At 59.9% G+C, this 19,045-nt stretch carries 14 protein-coding genes; 12 read left to right on the plus strand and 2 right to left on the minus strand.

What is annotated here, in order from left to right:
• The first annotated feature begins 114 nt into the window (after positions 1–114).
• Positions 115–2,643, plus strand: coding sequence for an ATP-dependent helicase HrpB (hrpB, locus tag HW556_RS00520; RefSeq protein ID WP_176896988.1), 2,529 nt, complete (start codon positions 115–117; stop codon positions 2,641–2,643).
• 130 nt (positions 2,644–2,773) lie between these two features.
• On the opposite strand, the gene HW556_RS00525 is transcribed toward hrpB, so the two are convergent.
• Complete coding sequence (locus tag HW556_RS00525) at positions 2,774–3,616, minus strand: oxidoreductase (RefSeq protein WP_176896990.1); 843 nt, start codon at positions 3,614–3,616, stop codon at positions 2,774–2,776.
• 214 nt (positions 3,617–3,830) lie between these two features.
• Between HW556_RS00525 and guaB the strand changes: the two genes are divergently transcribed.
• The 9 genes from guaB to HW556_RS00570 all read left to right on the plus strand — a co-directional run bounded on the left by guaB (position 3,831) and on the right by HW556_RS00570 (position 15,046).
• Positions 3,831–5,303, plus strand: coding sequence for an IMP dehydrogenase (guaB, locus tag HW556_RS00530; RefSeq protein ID WP_176896992.1), 1,473 nt, complete (start codon positions 3,831–3,833; stop codon positions 5,301–5,303).
• A gap of 199 nt (positions 5,304–5,502) precedes the next feature.
• A complete protein-coding gene (locus tag HW556_RS00535) occupies positions 5,503–7,596 on the plus strand; it encodes a PP2C family protein-serine/threonine phosphatase (protein ID WP_176896993.1) in 2,094 nt (697 codons plus the stop codon).
• 14 nt (positions 7,597–7,610) lie between these two features.
• Positions 7,611–7,940: an STAS domain-containing protein gene (locus HW556_RS00540; protein WP_176896994.1), complete on the plus strand. Its 330-nt coding sequence runs from the start codon at positions 7,611–7,613 to the stop codon at positions 7,938–7,940.
• 34 nt (positions 7,941–7,974) lie between these two features.
• Positions 7,975–8,388 carry an ATP-binding protein gene (locus HW556_RS00545; RefSeq protein WP_176896995.1) on the plus strand — a complete coding sequence of 138 codons (414 nt, stop codon included), beginning with the start codon at positions 7,975–7,977 and terminating at the stop codon, positions 8,386–8,388.
• A 126-nt stretch (positions 8,389–8,514) separates the two neighbouring features.
• Positions 8,515–10,881: a peptidylprolyl isomerase gene (locus tag HW556_RS00550; RefSeq protein ID WP_176896996.1), complete on the plus strand. Its 2,367-nt coding sequence runs from the start codon at positions 8,515–8,517 to the stop codon at positions 10,879–10,881.
• A 272-nt stretch (positions 10,882–11,153) separates the two neighbouring features.
• The gene (locus HW556_RS00555; protein ID WP_246289465.1) at positions 11,154–12,542 is read left to right on the plus strand and encodes a peptidylprolyl isomerase; all 1,389 of its coding nucleotides are present in this window, start codon (positions 11,154–11,156) and stop codon (positions 12,540–12,542) included.
• Positions 12,543–12,650: 108 nt separating this feature from the next.
• Positions 12,651–13,613 carry an AAA family ATPase gene (locus tag HW556_RS00560; protein WP_176896997.1) on the plus strand — a complete coding sequence of 321 codons (963 nt, stop codon included), beginning with the start codon at positions 12,651–12,653 and terminating at the stop codon, positions 13,611–13,613.
• Positions 13,614–13,703: 90 nt separating this feature from the next.
• Positions 13,704–14,147 (plus strand): hypothetical protein, encoded by a 444-nt coding sequence (locus HW556_RS00565; RefSeq protein WP_176896998.1) that lies wholly within the window; start codon positions 13,704–13,706, stop codon positions 14,145–14,147.
• A 314-nt stretch (positions 14,148–14,461) separates the two neighbouring features.
• Complete coding sequence (locus HW556_RS00570; RefSeq protein WP_176897000.1) at positions 14,462–15,046, plus strand: GNAT family N-acetyltransferase; 585 nt, start codon at positions 14,462–14,464, stop codon at positions 15,044–15,046.
• A 61-nt stretch (positions 15,047–15,107) separates the two neighbouring features.
• On the opposite strand, the gene HW556_RS00575 is transcribed toward HW556_RS00570, so the two are convergent.
• Positions 15,108–16,211: a hypothetical protein gene (locus HW556_RS00575; RefSeq protein WP_176897001.1), complete on the minus strand. Its 1,104-nt coding sequence runs from the start codon at positions 16,209–16,211 to the stop codon at positions 15,108–15,110.
• 232 nt (positions 16,212–16,443) lie between these two features.
• On the opposite strand from HW556_RS00575, the gene recA reads away from it, so the two are divergent.
• Together recA and HW556_RS00585 are read left to right on the plus strand one after the other, a co-directional pair.
• The gene (gene recA / locus HW556_RS00580; protein WP_394354127.1) at positions 16,444–17,598 is read left to right on the plus strand and encodes a recombinase RecA; all 1,155 of its coding nucleotides are present in this window, start codon (positions 16,444–16,446) and stop codon (positions 17,596–17,598) included.
• A 328-nt stretch (positions 17,599–17,926) separates the two neighbouring features.
• Positions 17,927–18,718, plus strand: coding sequence for a DUF3108 domain-containing protein (locus HW556_RS00585; protein WP_246289466.1), 792 nt, complete (start codon positions 17,927–17,929; stop codon positions 18,716–18,718).
• Positions 18,719–19,045 lie beyond the last annotated feature (327 nt).

Genomic DNA, 19,045 nt, shown 5'->3' on the forward strand with positions numbered 1-19,045 from the left:
TCATGCTGAGCTTGCCGAAGCATCTCTACCGCTTCGTTGTACTGATTGGATTAGTGTTGCGGTAGAGATGCTTCGGCAAGCTCAGCATGACCTTTTTTTTGAATACCTCAGCCTATGCGCTTCCCCGACCTGCCCATCACCGCCGCCCTGCCCGAACTGCTGGCCACGCTCGAAACCCACCATGTGGCCGTGCTGCAGGCCCCGCCCGGCGCAGGTAAAACCACGCTGGTGCCGCTGGCGCTGTTGGAAGCCGCTTGGCGGGAAGGTGGGAAGATTATCGTGCTGGAGCCCCGACGGCTGGCGGCGCGGGCGGCGGCCACCCGTATGGCCCAGCTGCTGGGCGAGCCCGTGGGCCAGACCGTGGGCTACCGCATGCGGCTGGAAAGCAAGATTTCGGCGAAAACCCGCATCGAAGTCGTCACCGAAATCATACTCACCCGCCAGCTCCAAGACGACCCCGCGCTGGAAGGCGTGGCCGCTGTGCTGTTCGACGAATTCCACGAGCGCAGCCTGCAGGCTGACCTCGGCCTGGCCCTGGCCCTCGATGCCCAGCAGGTTTTGCGGCCCGATTTACGGCTGCTGGTCATGTCGGCTACCCTGGATGCCGAGCGACTGGGCCACTGGCTTGGCGCGCCAGTCGTGAGCAGCCTAGGCCGCATGTTTCCGGTCGAAACCCACTACCTAAGCCCCCAACGCGCCACCAGCGCCTCTAAGCGCCCCCACGAAAAACTGCAGGACCTCGTGCCGGTGCTCGTGCGCGAGGCCCTGCAAGCCCACCCCACCGGCGACGTGCTGGTGTTTCTGCCCGGTCTGGCCGACCAGCGCCGGGTGGCCGCCAAGCTAGCCTCACTGCCCGACCATATTATCATCCACACCCTCCACGGCGAGTTGCCCGCCGAACAGCAGGACGCTGCCCTACGCCCCGCCCCAGCTGGCCGCCGCAAGGTAGTGCTGGCTACCAGCATTGCCGAAACCAGCCTCACCATCGAGGGTGTGAGCATCGTAGTGGATGGCGGATTTGCCCGTATCCCGCGCTTCGAGCCGCGCACTGGCCTCACCACGCTGGGCACCGAGCCAGCCAGCCAGGCCGCCGCCGACCAGCGCCGGGGCCGCGCCGGCCGCCTCGGCCCCGGCACCTGCTACCGCCTCTGGACCGACGCCGAATTCCGGGAGCTACCGCAACATTTGCCGCCCGAAATCCTGACCGCCGACTTGAGTCCGCTGGCGCTGGAGCTGGCATTGTGGGGCGCATACGCGGCCGATAGTCTGCGCTGGCTGGATGTGCCGCCGGCCCCGGCGCTGGCCCAGGCGCGTGAGCTGCTGGTGCGGCTGGATGCCCTTACGCCAGCCGGTCCGCCTACCGCCCACGGTCGCGCCCTGGCCCGGCTGGGGCTGGCCCCGCGCCTAGCCCACCTGGTGGCGCGCGGCCAGCAAATCGGCCACGGCGCTACGGCCTGCGCGCTGGCCGCATTGCTCACCGAGCGCGACATTCTACGCCCCGCCGATGGCTCGTTTGGCCCGCCCGATTTGCGTTTGCGCCTCGAAGCCCTGCATACCGGACGCGCCCCGCTGCCCGGCCTGCTGCCCGATGCGGCCGGCCTGCGCCGGGTGCGCGAGGCGGCCGCCGTGCTCCGCCAACGGGCCGGCGCGAAAGGCGAAATCGAGCCCGATGCGGCCGGGTTGCTGGCCGCTCTGGCCTACCCCGACCGCCTGGCCCAGCGCGAAACGCCCGAGCGAGTGCGCCTGCGTAGCGGCCAGCGCGCCACGCTGCCGGCGGAGCATTTTGGGCAGCAGGACCATTTTTTCGCTGTGGCCAGCCTCGATGGCTACACCGCCCAGCCCCGCGCCAGCTTGGCCGCACCCCTGAGCCGGGCTGAGCTGGAAGAGCATTTTGCGCAGCAGATTGAAACCCGCGACGAGGTGCGCTGGGACGAAGCTACCGGCCGCGTAACGGCCCGCCGCCTGCGCCGCCTCGGGGCCCTGCTGCTGTCCGATATCAACCTACCTAACCCCGACCCGGCTTTGGTGGCCGCTGCTTTGCTGGAGGCCGTGCAGGCTGGTGGCATTGCCGGGCTTCCCTGGAGCGAGGCCGCCACGCAGTTGCGCGAGCGGCTGGCCTTCATGCACCATCGCTTCCCCTCAAACTGGCCCGAGGTATCGGACGAAGTGCTGCTGGCGGAGTTGGACGACTGGCTGGGGCCTTATTTGACGGGCGTGAAGTCGATGGCCGAGCTCGGCCGGATTGACTTCCACGAGGCGCTGTTGGGCCGGCTGCCGGACGGCTGGAGCCAGCGCCAGGAGCTGGACCGCCTCGCCCCTACCCACCTCGAAGTGCCCACCGGCTCGCGCATCCGCCTCGATTACGCCGTGCCCGAAACCCCAGTGCTGGCCGTACGTCTGCAGGAGGTATTCGGCCTGCTCGATACGCCCACGGTAGGCGGCGGCGTGCCGCTCACGCTGCACCTCCTCTCGCCCGGCTACCGCCCTGCCCAGGTTACGCGCGACCTTCGCAGCTTCTGGACCAGCTCTTACTTCGAGGTGCGCAAGGAACTGCGCGGCCGCTACCCCAAGCACTACTGGCCCGAAAACCCGCTCGAAGCCCAAGCCGTGCGCGGCACCAAAAAGCAGAACGGGCTTCGTTGAACTGTTAGCAGAAAACGTCATTCAGAGCGAAGCGAAGAATCTCGCGCGAGTCGTTTAACAACAATCGTTGCAACGACTCACGCGAGATTCTTCGCTTCGCTCTGAATGACGTTTTATTAGATCCTGTAATCTAGCTTGGAAAATCGGCCGAGTCGCCGGTTTCTTCTACTTCGGCCAGTTCTTTCACCAGGGCAGTGAATTTCTCGCGAGCACCTTTAACGGCGGCTTTACCCAGGGGCAGATGAAGAGGTGCGTCACCTTCTGCGTGCACGAGGTCATACATGATTTGGGCGGCGCGGTCGGGGTCGCCGGCTTGGTTGCCGCTGGCGCTCTGGATGCCCTTCAGGTTCTCGCCCACGGTGCTGCGGTATTCCTCAATGTTGGTATCGACATAGGTGGCCGAGGCGCCGGCCCACTCGGTGCGGAAGCCGCTGGGCTCGATGTTGGTAACCTTGATGCCGAGCGGTTTTACTTGCTGGGCCAGGCTTTCACCAATGGCTTCGAGGGCAAACTTGCTGGCGTTGTAAATACCCACGCCGGGAAAGGTCTTCAGGCCGCCAATGCTGGTGATGTTGAGCACGTGGCCACTTTTTCGCTCGCGCAAATGGGGCAGCACGGCCCGCAACACGTGCAACGGCCCGAACACATTCACATCGAACTGGTGATGCACTTCTTCGGCATCAATTTCCTCGATGCTGCCCAGCGAGCCGTAACCGGCATTATTCACGATAACGTCGAGGTGGCCGAGTTTGGCAATAGCGTCGGTAATGGCCTTTTTAACCTGGGCTTCGTCGGTTACTTCCATCACGAAACCGTGGCCTTTGCCGTCGGCTTTTTTGGTGAACTCGTCGGCCTGTTCCTGCTTGCGGAAGGTGGCGGCCACTTGGTCGCCTTTTTCGAGCAGCAAATCAGCCAGGGAAGCGCCGAATCCGGAGCTGACGCCGGTAATAAACCAGTTTTTGGTAGTTGCCATAGGGTTGGAGTAGCTAAGTAAGGCCGCGCCACTCCGGCGCGGTTGGGGCTTATAACTGCAAGAGCGGGCCGGGGGTTTTAGAATATGCGACCCAGGCCCGACTGCTGCTTATTTGAGGGCATTCCGCGAAAAGGAAGCTGGCATATAACCTGAAAGCCAACTTTGCGCCCTAACTTTGTCCTGCAACAAGCCACCTTCTAACTCTCTTGTTGCCATGGCCGACCACGCCGCCAAAATTGCCTTCGAGGCCCTGACCTACGACGATGTGCTGCTGTTGCCCGGCTACTCCGAGGTGCTACCCCGCGACGTTGACACCGGCACCCCCCTCACCCGCCGCATCCGCCTGCAGCTACCCTTCGTTTCGGCAGCCATGGATACCGTAACCGAGGCCGAAATGGCCATTGCGCTGGCCCAGGAAGGCGGCATCGGTATCATTCATAAGAACATGAGCATCAAGGCACAGGCCGAGCTGGTGCGCCGCGTGAAGCGTTCGGAGAGTGGTATGATTCTCGACCCGTTTACGCTTACCGAAACCGCCACCCTGGCCGAGGCCAAGCAGCTGATGCGCGAGCATAACATCGGTGGTATTCCCATTATCGACGAGCAGCGCCACCTCAAAGGCATTCTTACCAACCGCGACCTGCGCTTTGAGAAAGATATGACCCGGTCGGTGAGCGAGGTGATGACGGCCACGCCGCTCGTAACGGCCAAAGCCGGCACGGAGCTGGCCGCCGCCGAAGAAATTCTGCAGGATTCCAAAGTCGAGAAGCTGCCCGTTATTGATACGGAAGGCCGGTTGGTAGGCCTCATCACCTATAAAGACATTCGCAAGCGCCGCCGCACGCCCAACGCCTGTAAAGACGAGCTGGGCCGCCTGATGGTAGGTGCCGCCTTGGGCGTTACGGCCGACCTGATGGAGCGCGTAGCCGCCCTGTTGGAAGCCGGCGTAGATGTCGTGAGTCTGGATACGGCCCATGGCCACAGCAAAGGCGTGCTCGACGCCGTGCGCAACCTCCGGCAGCAGTTCCCCGACCTGCAGATTATTGCCGGCAACGTGGCCACCGCCGAAGGGGCCCGCGCCTTGGCCGACGCCGGTGCCGACGCCGTGAAGGTGGGCGTAGGGCCCGGCAGCATCTGCACTACCCGCATTGTGGCCGGCATTGGCGTACCCCAGCTTTCGGCAGTGCTCGAAGCCGCCCGTGGCCTCAAGGGCACCGGCGTGCCGGTTATTGCCGACGGCGGTATTAAATATTCGGGCGACGTGGTGAAGGCCCTGGCGGCCGGTGCCAGCACCGTGATGATTGGCTCGCTGCTGGCCGGCACCGACGAAGCCCCCGGCGAGATGACCCTATTCGAGGGCCGCAAATACAAAGGCTACCGCGGCATGGGCTCGGTGGAGGCCATGGAGGAAGGCAGCAAAGACCGCTACTTTCAGGATGCCGAGGACGACGTGAAAAAGCTCGTGCCCGAGGGCATTGTGGGCCGCGTACCTTACAAAGGGCTGGCGGCCGAAGTGCTTTACCAACTCACGGGCGGCTTGCGCGCCGGCATGGGCTACTGCGGCGCCGCTACCATTGAGGAGTTACAAACGGCCCGCTTCGTACGCATAACCGGGGCTGGTCTGCGCGAGTCGCACCCCCACGACGTGCAGATTACCCGCGAGTCGCCGAACTACAGCAGCCGATAGAAAGGCCCGTCCGCGGCTTAAACGAGTACCCTGGGGCGCTGTTTCCGGGGCACTTGCTTTATTAACCGCTTGGCATATAGGGCGTAACGCCACTGAGTACACCTAGGAGTAGCCTATTATTACTGGGGCGCGTATCTTGGCCTCCTGTTTACTGCCGTCGCGCTGTTTGCCTGGGCTGGCTTTTCCTTACTTTGTCTGCATGGCTGTTCTTCGGAAGCCTTTTTCCTTGCTGGGTGTTGTCGCGCTGTTAAGCTGGCTGGCGCTGTTGGCTGCCGCACTGCTCTACGCTCATCCGGGCCTGGGCGGGGTGTCCCTTTCTCCGCCGGCCGGATTGATTCTGGTTCTGCAGGCACTGTTTACGGGCATCGTTTTTCTGTACGAGCGGAAATCACCCGAGCGCCTGCGCGGAGTTGATTTTATCGGGCTGCTGCAGCGGTTGCTGCTGGGCCCGGCATTGCTGGCAGTAGGCAGCGTAGGGCTGCATCAGTTGCTGCAGATGCTGCTACCCGGCTCTATTAACGGCTCGGTACTTCACACGGTGTTGTACACGCTCAATGTAGGGCTGTTCGTGCTGCTGCTGGCCCGTACCAACTATGCTTGGCGGGCGCTGATGATGTTTCGGGGCTCCGAGCGCCTGCAACGGCAATGGGTGGCTTTCGAACTGCTGCTGGGCGCTACCTTGTTGTTGCGCCTACTGCCCTACGCTCCCCCGGCGGCTATATCGGCGGCGGTGCTGGGCGTGCTGGCTGCCTTTGGTGCCTACCTGAGCGGCCGCCAGAAGTGGGTGGCCTACCTCAGCCGCCGCCAGAAGCTGGAGGCCGTGCTGCTGCAGTTGGCTATTATTGGGGTGATGGGCATATTCGTAGTCTACTTTCTGGACACCCGGCTTGGTTTCCGTTTGGTAGGGCCCGCCCCTCAGAACGCCTTTCTGCTGCTCAACGCCTTCTTCGCCAGTTTCTATGCGCTCATGGGCCTGCTGGTAACCCTATTCAACCTGCCCACGGCTGGTGTATTCGAGCAGAAGCGCGAGGAGATTCTGACTATGCAGCGCCTCACCCAGCTCATTCAGCGGGGCCAGACAACGGACGAGGTGTACCAGATGTTCTTCGACTCGGCCATTCAGACAACTGGTGCCAATGCGGCCTGGCTGCATGTTGAAGCCACCGACGAAGCGGACAACCACGACCTGTACTACCAGCTGACTGCCGATCAGGGTAGCGCCATTAGCCGTACGCTGGCCGAGTTCAACCTTGGCAACCTCGAGTACTTCAACAACGACCTGTCTAGCGGTAGCTTCAGCCGGTTAAAGCTGCCCTTCGGCTCGCTGATGGTGATGCCGCTAAGCTCCAGCAAGCGGCAGTACGGCAACATTTACCTGCTCCAGGAGCCGGTGCAGGCCTTCGACCGCGAAAGCCTGAGCATCTTGCAAACCTTTGCCAGCCAGACGGTGCTCAGCATCGAAAACCTGCAGCTTATCCAAGCTTCCATGCGCACCCAGCGCGTGCAGGACGAGCTCAAGATTGCCTCGGCCGTGCAGGACAGCCTCATTCCGAAGAACCTGCCGATTGATAACTGGTTCGAAATCAGTTCCTATGCCGTGGCCGCTACCGAAGTGGGCGGCGACTTCTACGACTTTCTGCACCTGCCGGGCCGGCGGCTGGCCGTGCTCATCGGCGACGTGAGCGGCAAGGGCGTAACGGCCGCCTTCCATGTGGCCCAGATGAAAGGTATTTTCCATGCGCTGATGCAGGAAAACCCCCTGGCCCGCAACGACCGGGAGAAATACCCGGTTCCCAGCCAGTTCATGACCCAGGCCAACGATGCGCTGGGCCGCTGCCTCGAAAAGTCGGCCTTCATTACGGCTTCGCTCTATATTATCGACTATGAGCATGGTGGCTTCGTATTTGCCCGCGCCGGCCACTGCCACACGCTGTACTACCACTCCATCAAGGAAGAAGTGTCGTACTTCCAGACGCCCGGTTTGGGGCTGGGTATTATCCGGCACGATGGGTACGAGAAGCACATCAAGAACCAGTTTTACGACTACAACCCCGGCGACGTGATGGTGATTTACACCGACGGCATCGTAGAAGCCCGCGACGCGGCCCAGGAGGAATACACTGAGGAGCGCCTGCAGCGGATGCTGGAAGAGTCATATTACCTCGATGCCGAACAGATCAAAGCCCACATTTTGGCCGACTTACACGAGTTCACCAGGGGCCAGCCAATGCACGACGACCAGACCCTACTAGTGATTAAATTCCGGTCGACCCAACCCGGTGCCGGGCTTTAACGTAGCTTCAAGCCATGAAAATAACGCAACACGCCACCGAAACCACCCTCACGCTGGCCCTCAATGGAGAGCTGGACGCCAGCTCCTCTGTTCTGCTCGATAACGAGCTCAGCAAGCCCGAGATTCTTCGCACCCAAAAAGTGCTCATCGACTGCCAGCAACTCAACTACATTTCGTCGGCCGGCTTGGGCGTGTTCATTTCGCACCTGCAAACCTTTCAGGATGCCAATGTGAAGCTGGTGTTCTTTAATATGCAGGAGAAAGTGCGCAACGTATTCGAGATTCTGGGCCTTGATTCGCTGATGACCATTGTGCCTTCGGAAGCCGACGCGGCTGCCGTATAACTTCCCGAAACTGCTTCGCCCCCATTCCTAAGGCATGGAACACGCCATTCGTATTAGCTGCACTCGTCGCAACCTGAAGGTGGTGCGCGACTTTGTAGGCGAGTATTTGGCCGGGCAGCAGCTTTCCGAAGTACTCGTTAACCAGTTAATACTGGCTGTGGATGAGGTAGTGGCAAACTTTATTATCCATGCCAACGCCGAAAACGAAAAGCAGTTTTTGGATGTGCGGGTAAAGGTGCTTAACCGCGAGTTTGGCTTCGAGATTGAGGATGGCACTCCCTCAACCTATTCACCCGGCTCGTATCAGGAGCCCGATTTGCGTGAGTTTGTGCGCGTGGGCAAGAAAGGTGGCGTGGGCATGATGCTGGTAAACCGCATCATGGACCGGGTGGAATACAGTACCGTCGGCGAGCATACCATCTGCCGCCTCTACAAAACCCTGACCTGAGCCGGCGGCACAGCGCGGGCAGCAGACTGCGGCCGCCGGGAAAAAATCCGTAAAATTGTAATCACCCCCATCCGGCCCGTTGGCCCGGTATGGAACTATGCCCGCTGATTCCCTTCTTTCGCAAGTATGCACAACCGTTTTTTGTTTGCCGGCACTGCTGCGGCGGCCCTGCTCGCCGGGTGCCAGACCACCAAACCTGCCACAACTACCTCGGCTGCCGCCGTCGAAACTCTGGGTACTACCGCCGTTCCGGCTTCGGAATTTGCCTACGTATACCGGAAAAACAACAGTTCCGACCCTGCTTTCGGCACCAAAGCCAGCGTGCAGGAGTACCTCGACCTCTACACCAACTTCAAGCTGAAGGTGCTGGCCGCCGAGCAGCGGGGCCTCGATACGACCCAGGCGTTCCGGCAGGAGCTGGAGGGCTACAAGCAGCAGCTGGCCCAGCCCTACCTCACCGAGAAAAGTGTAACCGACCAGCTAGTGCGCGAGGCGTATGACCGGCTGAGCAAGGAAATAAGCGCCTCGCACCTGCTGATAAACGTAGGCCCCGATGCTACGCCCAAAGACACGCTGGCCGCCTACGAGAAGACCATGAGTCTGCGCCGCCGCGTAACCGAGGGCGGTGAAGACTTCAATATGGTAGCCCGCGAAAACTCCGATGACCCCTCGGCCCGTGGGGCGAATGGCAACGGTGGCAAGCTGGGCTACTTCACGGCCATGCAGATGGTCTACCCCTTCGAGTCGGCAGCCTATTCGACTACGGCCGGGCAGGTGTCAGCCCCAGTTCGTACGCGCTTTGGCTACCACCTCATCAAGGTGGACAATGTGCGTTCCGCACAGGGCGAAATAAAGGTGGCCCACCTCATGGTGCGGGCCACGCCCGGCATGCCCGCCGCCGACTCGGCTACGGCCAAGAAAAAGGTGGACGAGTTGTACACCCGCCTGACGGGCCGCAACGAGAACTGGGACAAGCTGGTAAGCCAGTTTTCGGAGGATGCCGGCTCGGCGCCCAACGGCGGCGAGCTACCCGCTTTCGGCACCGGCCGCATGATTCCCTCGTTCGAGGAAGCTGCCTTTAAGCTCCAGAAGCCCGGTGACCTTGCCCCACCCGTGCAGACGCCTTACGGCTGGCACATCATCAAGCTGATTGAAAAGCAGCCCGTGCCGTCGTTTGAGGCCATGGAGCCCACGCTCAAAAGCAAGGTTTCCAAGGATTCGCGCTCCGAGCTTAATCGTGCTGCCTTCCTTAAGCGGGTGCGCCGCGAAAACAACTTCGTGGAAATTCCGGCTGTGAAGGAGTATGTGCTGGCCAAGGCCGACACCTCGCTGGTGCAGGGCCGATTTGCCTACTCGGCTCCGATTGCCGCCACGGGCAAGGCCAGTAAGAATATCACCGATAACTCGGCACTGTTTACCATTCAGGGGCAGCCTTACCTGGTGAAGGATTTCTTGGCCTATGCCCAGCAAAGCCAGCGCCCCCGCGCTGGTGCCGAGCCGCGCTTCGCCATGCAGCAACTCTACGACCAGTACGTGGACCAGCGCCTGACGGAGTATGAGAAGGCCAACCTCGAAAACAAGTACGAGGACTACCGCATGCTGGTAAAAGAGTACCGCGACGGTATTCTGCTGTTCCAGCTGATGGACGAAAAGGTGTGGAGCAAGGCCATTGAAGATACGGTAGGCCTGCAGCAGTTCTTCGCCGCTAACCAGGCCAACTACCAGTGGGGCCCACGGGTGCAGGCCACGGTTATCAGCGCGGCCACGCCTCAGCTGCGGAGCCAGGCGCAGTCGTTCTTCTCCAATCCTACCGCGTCGAAAGCGCCGGCTGCAGCCAGCACCTATCTGCCCGTTACGGAGGGCATTCCGGCCGTGCTGAAGTTTCAGCCCCGCACTGCCACACTGCTGCCAGCCAGCAAAGCCGCTCTCGAAGAGCTGGCCGGCCGTATGCTGGAAGCCGACACTACGATGCTGGTACAGGCAATTGCTTCCAGCCGCGCCAAGGTGCCCACCAAGCTAGCAGCCCAGCGCCAGGCTGCCGTGGAACAGTATCTTGTTGGCCAAGGCGTGCGCGCCGACCGGATAAAGCGGATGAGCAGCAGCAGCCAGCCCAAGCAGTATGCCACAGTTACCGATGTACTGCTGCTGACCGCAACGAGCCGCAACCCGAGCCTGATTGAGCAAAGCCTGAACGAGAAAAACCCGCTGGCCGTGCAGATTCAACAGCGCAGCTTTGCCAAGGGCGAGAACAAAGCCGCCGACCAGTTCATGGACAAAGCCCCCGGCTTGTACCAGACCGAAATGGAAGGCCGTTACTACACCGTAATTGTGGATAAGCAGCTGCCAGCCGGCCCCAAAGCCCTGAACGAAGCCCGTGGCCAGGCTACGTCCGATTACCAGAACTACCTGGAAAAAGAGTGGCTGGAGCAGCTTAAGGCGCAAAACCCGGTGAAAATCAACCAGCCCGAGGTAGACAAGCTGATAACCAAGTAAGCCGCTGCCATTCTAAGAGAAGCGAGAAATCCGGCTCAAACCGCTGAACGACTTTGTTCATTGAGTTGAGCCGGATTTCTCGCTTCCCCTGTACCAGCAGTTGTACTCCCTGATGCAACGCCTGGCCCCAAAACAGGCTCCTATAACCGGAAGCATGCCCGGTTTTTGCCGGTGCAAGGATTTATAACGAAATTTACGGGCGGCTTTGGGCGTTGAGCCTTTTGCCAACCCTTTCCAGGCATATTGCCGGGACGGGCTTTAGAACCAGATTCATGCATATTTTTTTGCGAGTACCAGCCTTTAAGGCCCTGCTAAGCCTGACGTTGCTGGTTGTTACAGCTACTGCCGGCCACGCGCAGCTAGGTGTCGGGCGCCCAATGAGTAGTGCCATGGTTGATGGCATCATTGCCAAGGTCGACAACCAGATTGTGCTGAAATCGGACTTGGAAGGCATTTATGGGCAGGAAGTGGCCCGCGCTGAAGGCAAGCCGCTGCCGCCCGATACCAAGTGCAAGATTCTGCAGAGCTTGGCCCTCAACAAGCTACTCCTGGCCAAGGCCGAAACCGATTCGGTGGTAGTAGAGGAAGGCCAGGTAAAAAGCGAACTGGACCGTCGGATGGGCTACTTCGTGCAGCAGATTGGCTCGGAGCAGAAGCTGGAGGAATACTACGGTAAACCGCTCAAGCAAATCAAGGACGATCTGCAAACGCAGGTAAAGGAGCAGCTGATCCAGCAGAAAATGCAGGACCAGATTGCCGGCAAGGTGTCGGTGACGCCGCGCGAGGTACGCCAGTATTTCAACCGCATGCCCAAAGACAGCCTGCCTTACTACTCCTCGGAAGTGGAAGTGGGCCAGATTGTGAAAGTGGCACAGGTGAACAACAAGGTGAAGCAGGCTACCCAGGCCAAGCTCAACGAGCTGCGCGCCCGTATTGTGGGCGGCGAGGATTTCGCTACCCTGGCCAAGGAGTATTCGCAGGACCCCGGCTCGGCCGTAGAAGGCGGCTACCTGGGCTTTTTTAAGCGTCGCGAGCTGGTACCCGAGTACGAGGCCGCCGCGTTGCGCCTCGAACCGGGCGGTATTTCGCCGGTAGTTGAGTCGCAGTTCGGCTTTCACGTCATCCAGCTCATCGAGCGCAAAGGCGATTCGTACAGCACCCGCCACATCCTGCTCAAGCCCGAAACCGGCACCACCGACACCAACGAGGCTTCGTTGCAGCTGGCTAAGCTCCGCCGGCAGATTATGGCTGACACGCTCACTTTCGCTAAGGCTGCCAAGGACAACTCCGACGACAAGCTGACCAGCGGCAACGGTGGCCTGCTCCAGAACCGCCGCGACGCCAGCACCTACCTGCCCCTCGACCAGCTCGACCCGGCCATTTTCTTCACCATCGACACCATGAAAGTGGGCAGCATCAGCCCGCCCCTGCCCTACCGCACGGAGGATGGCAAGGACGCCGTGCGTATTCTGTACCTGAAATCGAACAGCCCGCCCCACCAGGCCAACCTCGACGACGACTACCAGAAAATTGCCGCCGCTGCCCTTAATCAGAAGAAAAACAAAGCCCTCGACGCTTGGTTTGCCCTCAACCGTGGCACCGTATTCCTCGAAGTGGACCCCGAGTACGCCGGCTGTCAGCTGCTGAACTCGATCAACTAAAGAAGCCAGGAGTTAGAAGTCAGGAGGTAGAATGCCGTTTTTACGTTGACGGCCTGCTTCCCTTAACTCGTTCTAACTCCTCGCTACTAACTACTAGCTCCTCCCAGAATGACCTTCGCCTCCGATAAAGAAGCCGCCGACGCGCTGGCTGCCGCTTACCAGAAGCTGCGCCGCGAAATTGGTAAAGTCATTATTGGGCAGGAAGACGTGGTGGAGCTGGTGCTGACCGCCGTTTTTTCGCAGGGCCACTGCTTGCTGGTAGGCGTGCCCGGGCTGGCCAAGACGCTGCTCATCCAGACCGTGGCCGACGCGCTGGACCTGTCGTTCAACCGCGTGCAGTTTACGCCTGACCTGATGCCCTCCGACATTGTGGGCTCGGAAACGCTCAATAAAGAGCGCGACTTTCACTTCGTGCCGGGCCCGATTTTCGCCAACATTGTGCTGGCCGACGAAATCAACCGGACACCGCCCAAAACCCAGGCCGCGCTGCTCGAAAGCATGCAGGAGTACGCCGTAACGGTGGCTGGGAAGCGCTACAACCTGCCCCGCCCTTTCTTCGTGCTGGCTACCCAGAACCCCATCGAGCAGGAGGGCACCTACCCACTGCCCGAGGCCCAGCTCGACCGGTTCATGTTCAATATTGAGTTGGGCTACCCGAGCTACGAGGCGGAGTTGCAAATCGTGAAGAACACCACCTCCAACCACCGGGTACAGGTGGAGAAGGTGCTGCACGCCGACGAAATCCAGGCTTTCCAGCAGCTCGTGCGCCGGGTGCCGGTGGCCGACAACGTGGTAGAATACGCCGTGGGGCTGGTGCATAAAACCCGCCCTAACACCGGCCGCGCCGCTGCCCGCGCCAGCCAGCTGCTGGAGTGGGGCGCCGGCCCGCGGGCTTCGCAGCACCTCATTGTAGGGGCCAAATGCCACGCCCTCATCCACGGCAAGTATTCGCCCGATATTGAGGACGTGCAGGCCGTAGCCTTGCCCATCCTGCGCCACCGCCTCGTGCGCAACTTCAAGGCCGAAGCCGAGGGCATTACAGTGGACCAGTTGGTGAAAGAACTACTTTAGGTTAATTGATAATTAAGAATTACTCGGGGAATAATGACCCGATTTTTCAGAATTATTGATTCATAATTACTGATTGTTAAATAAAATAAAATGGAAGTAGCCGGTTACTACGAGCAGTTCGAGCGCAACCTCGTCATCATCCTTAGCGGCCTCGATGCGGGCCTCAACATCAGCCCGACGGCTCTTAACGTGTCGTTACCGCTGGAGGTGTATGTGCTGAGCGAGGTGCTCAACCAGGGCGGCGGCCAGTTTCGCCTTTCCTCCGACCTCGCGCCCCGCGAGCAGGTACGCGAGTTTCTGGCTCAGTTCCAAAGCAACGAAGCGCACAATGAGGCATTGATGCAGCGGATTCTGGCCGACAAAAAGAGCCTGATGCGCACGCCCGAGGGCCGCGTGCTGACCAAGGAAATGCTCATCCGCCGGCTCGAATACTTCAACGAGGCTGCTCGCCAGGTAAACGTGATGCGCAATCAGCACTCCCTGGGCAGTCCACCTCAGTCGCGCTCCGGCGTCGGCCTGCAGCTCGCGAAATAGCCGCTTTCAGCCGGCCGGACAATACATTGGAAAAGCCACCTCCCATGAGGTGGCTTTTCCGGTTATAACCGTTTCGCAAACGGCGTGTTCGTATGCTAGAAGCGCAGCAGTTCACATCTCGTTGTTGCTGATATGGACTGTAGCGAATTGCCATCCAACCACGAAAAGCAACTAGGCGTCTCTACATCGGATGGGCGTTAGCCCCGGCAACCCAAATATGCGTTCTGGCATCGTGGGCGGACTACAGCGTCGCGTTCTGCGTTATAAAGCGTCCGCAGCCTTTCTGTACCTATTTCCAACGCATATACGCCGCTTTGCCTGCTCCTGCCGCTGCCCCCCACTCTGCTCCGCACCTGACCGACCGCCTGCTGTTGCGGCCCTACGCGCCTGAAGATGCGGCAGCGTTTTTTGCCCTGATTGATGCCAACCGGCTGCGGCTGCGGCCGTCTTTCCCGGCCCGCGAAACGGCAGCCAGCTCGGCTAATGCCTGCATCCGGCTGCTGAAGCAGTTCGGGCACGACTGGCGCACCGGCCGGCTCTACGTACTCGGCATCTGGCACCGCACGGGCGGCCACTACCTCGGTGATATCAGCCTTAAGCCTAACTGGACCGCCCCCGTCACGCTCGAAATCGGGTATTACCTGGCCGCTGAGGCAGAAGGACAAGGGTATGCTCGCGAGGCATTGGCGGCAGCCGTGGCCTTCGCCTTCGGGCCGCTCGGGGCGGCCCGCCTGCTCATCCGCTGCCTGCCCAACAACCCACGCAGCGTGGCTGTAGCCGAGGCTTTGGGCTTCCAGCCGCTGCCGGTGCGCGCCCGCCCCGCTTGGCTGCGCCGGGTTTTGGGCAGTACGCCGGTCCTGTACTACATTTTACGGCGCGAAGAGCAGGCGCAAACGTAAGCTGTTCTATTCTTCGGCCCCTACGTGGACGCCTTCTCCAGGTAGGCTCAGCCTCCACCAGTTAGCGGTTAGGGCGCAGCGTGGTTAGCAGAAAGCTCTGGTTGAAATTCAGGTAGAGCGCAAACGAGAAGTCGAACAGTCCGTTGTTGAGGTCATAGAGGGGCTCGAAACGGGTGGTCAGAATGACCTGGCCCGGTAGCTGGTAGTCGCGTAGCACCCGCAGAATCAGCAGTTGGCGATGTCGCTCTGTGTAGTCCACATCTACAGCCGAAGACGATACCGACTGGTAGAGCCGGCCGCCGAGGGGTGAAATGTAGCCTTTTCCGCTCCAGTAGGCCACTTGCAGATTGGAAAGCCGCGTATCAGCCCCCAGGTTCAAGTAGATGCCCGTTCCGCTCTTGAAGGGCAATTCCTCGGTGAAAGAATAATCGTTGAAGTACGTCAGATAGCCATCAAAATGCACTGCCCGCACCAAATTGGAGGACAGCCCGCGCCGCACCCGCAGCCCCGTAGCGACGTTAAACAATGTCTGCAACGGCTTATCGATGGTATCAATCTGGCCGCCGCGGTGAGTAGCCGTGAACTGAAACGGCAACGCCACCAACCACCGGGCCGAATCGGTCAGCAGGCGATGTTCCAGCGTGAGGCCCCCGGCCACTTCTTCCTGGAAATTACTGAACCGGTACTGTTGCCGCACCCAGTTTACCCACGCATCCAAGCTGGTGCGCGGGGTTTGCAACTGGTACTGCATGCCTTCTTCCAGCCGATTGATCATCACCCGCTCAAAATCAAATAGCGGCTCGATGTAGCCGTGGTGCAGGTTGCCTTCCAGGTTACCAAACAATAGCGTGTGAGGCCCCTGGCGGTATTTGAGCGTGAACAGCGGCCGCACCTGCCGCAGTTGGGTCGTCCCGTAATTTTTCCACAGAAACACACCTGCCTCCAAGCGCAGGTTGCCGGCCGGATAGTACACCAGCCGCGGGGCCAGTTGCGCCCCGAAGTAGGTTAGCCCAGGATCAATCTTGTTGAAATACTCGTTGTCTTTATTGAACAGAAACCCCTGCACCTCCAGCCGCAATTGGTCTTCGTAGCTCGGGCCGAGCGGAGCCCGATACAGAAAAGCCCGATTATCGAGCTGGGCGTGCGCAGTCGGGCTGATTGCCATCCCGGCTAGCAGCGTCAGTATCAGGGGCCTGCAGGCAGGGCGGAATTCTAAAAATTTTAGCACAGAAAAAAGATGCTGAATCGGACGAATTTCTTTAGCATTGCGGGCACAAAATATAGTCGGCCGGCGTTACCAGATGCCAGCCCCTCCGGCAGCCCCCAAAGGCTTGCAGAGGCTGGCAAAAAGACTTACATTCACCAAACCTAAGCAAATCTATTTACCCCCTTTTCTGATGGCCTTAAACTCCAACAAAGCCGATAAGGCTGAGAAAGTTGACAAAGCTGACAAAGCCGATAGCAAAGACCTGACCCCGCAGCAGCAGAAGCTGAAGGCGCTGGCTCTGACCCTTGAAAAGCTTGACAAGAACTACGGCAAGGGCACCGTCATGAAGCTTGACAACAGCCGGATACAGCAGGACATTGAAGTTATCAGCACCGGTTCGCTCGGCCTCGATATTGCCCTCGGCGTAGGCGGTTTGCCCAAAGGTCGCGTGGTCGAAATCTACGGCCCCGAGTCGTCGGGTAAAACCACGCTCACCATGCACTGCATTGCCGAAGCCCAGAAGAAGGGCGGCATTGCGGCCTTCATCGACGCGGAGCACGCCTTCGATCCGGTATACGCCCGTAAGCTCGGCATCGACACGGCCAACCTACTGATTGCTCAGCCCGACAACGGCGAGCAGGCCCTCGAAATTGCTGATCAGCTGATTTCCAGCGGTGCCATCGACATTATTGTAATTGACTCGGTAGCGGCCCTGGTGCCTAAAGGCGAGTTGGAAGGCGATATGGGCGACTCGAAAGTGGGTCTGCACGCCCGTCTGATGAGCCAGGCTTTGCGCAAGCTTACTGGCACCATCAACAAAACCGGCTGCTGCTGCATTTTCATCAACCAGCTACGCGAGAAAATCGGCGTGATGTTCGGCTCGCCCGAAACCACCACCGGCGGTAACGCGCTCAAGTTCTACGCCTCGGTACGCCTCGATATCCGTCGGATTGGCCAGATCAAGGAGGACAAGGACAACATCACCGGCAACCGCACCAAGGTGAAGGTGGCCAAGAACAAGGTGGCCCCACCGTTCAAAGTCATTGAGTTCGACATCATCTATGGCGAAGGCATCTCCAAAGTGGGTGAAATCCTCGATCTGGGCGTCGACATGGGCATTATTGCCAAGTCGGGCTCGTGGTTCAGCTACGACGGCAACCGCCTCGGCCAGGGCCGCGAGGGTGTAAAAACCATTCTGCAGGACAACCCCGAGCTGGCCGACAAAATCGAAGCCCAGATTCGGGCCAAGGTGAAAGGCAGCCCCGAGGAGGCGCTGGCCGCCCTCGACGAGGACCGCACCGTGGATGCCGAAGAGGCGATGGAGCCTGTGGAAGACGAAGCGTAAGCGCGTGTCTGTAGTTTATAAGAAAGCTCCCCCGGTAACCGGGGGAGCTTTCTTTTTGCTGGCTAGTGACCAAAAAGCACATGACTACAGCCTGTACCCCGGTATGCTGCCTGCCAAACAGGCCACCTGTATGCGGTACGGTTGCAGGCCGATGGCTGGGCCACAATCGAGGGGCTGTTTAATTGCCTGGGTTCATAGTGGCAGATTTTCTGCTGCCTAAAACCCAGTATCTTTACTGGCACCGCTTTTGAAATGAATCAGCCGATTCATTGTTCTGGACCTGCTCATGCTTATTCGCCGTCGGCTTCTGCTGTCATTTGTATTCTGTTTGCTAATTACCGGTCTGGCGGCTTTCGGACCAACCAGACAACCGGCCCGCTCGGCTGACAATACCAGTTTCCAGACGGGCGAAACCTTGCAGTATAAAGTGCATTACGGCCTTATCAACGCGGCCGACGCCACCATTGAGCTCGACAACAGCCTGCACCGCATCAACGACAGGCCTTGCTACCGGGCCACCGTTACGGGCCGTACTATTGGCTCGTTCGACTACTTTCTGCGCATCCGCGACACTTGGCGCTCCTACATCGACACGAGCAGCATTCAGCCGCGGCGCTTCTTCCGCAATATTGAGGAGAACAACTACCGCAAGCGCGAAACCGTCGACTTCGACCGTCTGCGCGACGTTGCAAATGTCGAGAGCTACAAGAAAGACAAGAACGACGTCAAGCGTAGCACCTTCAAAGTACCCGACAATGTGCAGGACATCGTCAGCGGATTCTACTATCTGCGCACGCTCAACTACGACCTGCGCCGGCCTGGCGAGGTCATCCGGGTGCAGGGTTTCTTCGATGAGGAAATGATGCCCATGGACGTGATTTACAAGGGCCGCGAAACGGTGAGTACCAAGGCCGGCACTATTCGCGCCATCCGGCTGGTGCCCAAAATGCCTACCAACAAACTGTTCAAGGGCGAAAACGCCGTCTCCGTGTATCTCTCCGACGACCAGAACAAGATACCGGTACTCATTCAGGCCGATATGCTGGTCGGGGCCGTGAAGGTAGACCTCTACAAGTACAAGGGCCTGCGCAACCGGCTCAATATGGTGGCTCAGAAATAGCACATATAATTAAGCGGCTCCCAATAGGGGCCGCCTTTTTTTTGCCCTTCCAAGTTCATCAGGCTGCTCCTTTCACGTCATTTTCCACTCTGCTTCCGATGCTGCTATCTGCTCCTGCTCGCTTCCGACCGGTACTGGCAAGCAACGCCGCCCCTGCCCCAACCCGGCCGGGCGGGCTGGCCGATTTCGTGTGGCCCATTCCGAACCCGGTGCCGGCCAAGCTGCCCCGGCCGGCGCTGGTGGGCTGGCGCCGTAACCCGGGTAACGAAACGATAACACGCCGGTCACGCCGGCCAGCCGTACTTTTATCTGCCCGCCTGCTGTTCT

It is taken from the genome of Hymenobacter terrestris, from assembly GCF_013377905.1.
GTDB lineage: Bacteria > Bacteroidota > Bacteroidia > Cytophagales > Hymenobacteraceae > Hymenobacter > Hymenobacter terrestris.

Coding starts and splice junctions, on each gene's coding strand:
- hrpB (WP_176896988.1), top strand. CDS start 115: ATGCGCTTCCCCGACCTGCCCATCACCGCCGCCCTGCCCGAACTGCTG.
- HW556_RS00525 (WP_176896990.1), bottom strand. CDS start 3,616: ATGGCAACTACCAAAAACTGGTTTATTACCGGCGTCAGCTCCGGATTC.
- guaB (WP_176896992.1), top strand. CDS start 3,831: ATGGCCGACCACGCCGCCAAAATTGCCTTCGAGGCCCTGACCTACGAC.
- HW556_RS00535 (WP_176896993.1), top strand. CDS start 5,503: ATGGCTGTTCTTCGGAAGCCTTTTTCCTTGCTGGGTGTTGTCGCGCTG.
- HW556_RS00540 (WP_176896994.1), top strand. CDS start 7,611: ATGAAAATAACGCAACACGCCACCGAAACCACCCTCACGCTGGCCCTC.
- HW556_RS00545 (WP_176896995.1), top strand. CDS start 7,975: ATGGAACACGCCATTCGTATTAGCTGCACTCGTCGCAACCTGAAGGTG.
- HW556_RS00550 (WP_176896996.1), top strand. CDS start 8,515: ATGCACAACCGTTTTTTGTTTGCCGGCACTGCTGCGGCGGCCCTGCTC.
- HW556_RS00555 (WP_246289465.1), top strand. CDS start 11,154: ATGCATATTTTTTTGCGAGTACCAGCCTTTAAGGCCCTGCTAAGCCTG.
- HW556_RS00560 (WP_176896997.1), top strand. CDS start 12,651: ATGACCTTCGCCTCCGATAAAGAAGCCGCCGACGCGCTGGCTGCCGCT.
- HW556_RS00565 (WP_176896998.1), top strand. CDS start 13,704: ATGGAAGTAGCCGGTTACTACGAGCAGTTCGAGCGCAACCTCGTCATC.
- HW556_RS00575 (WP_176897001.1), bottom strand. CDS start 16,211: ATGGCAATCAGCCCGACTGCGCACGCCCAGCTCGATAATCGGGCTTTT.
- recA (WP_394354127.1), top strand. CDS start 16,444: ATGGCCTTAAACTCCAACAAAGCCGATAAGGCTGAGAAAGTTGACAAA.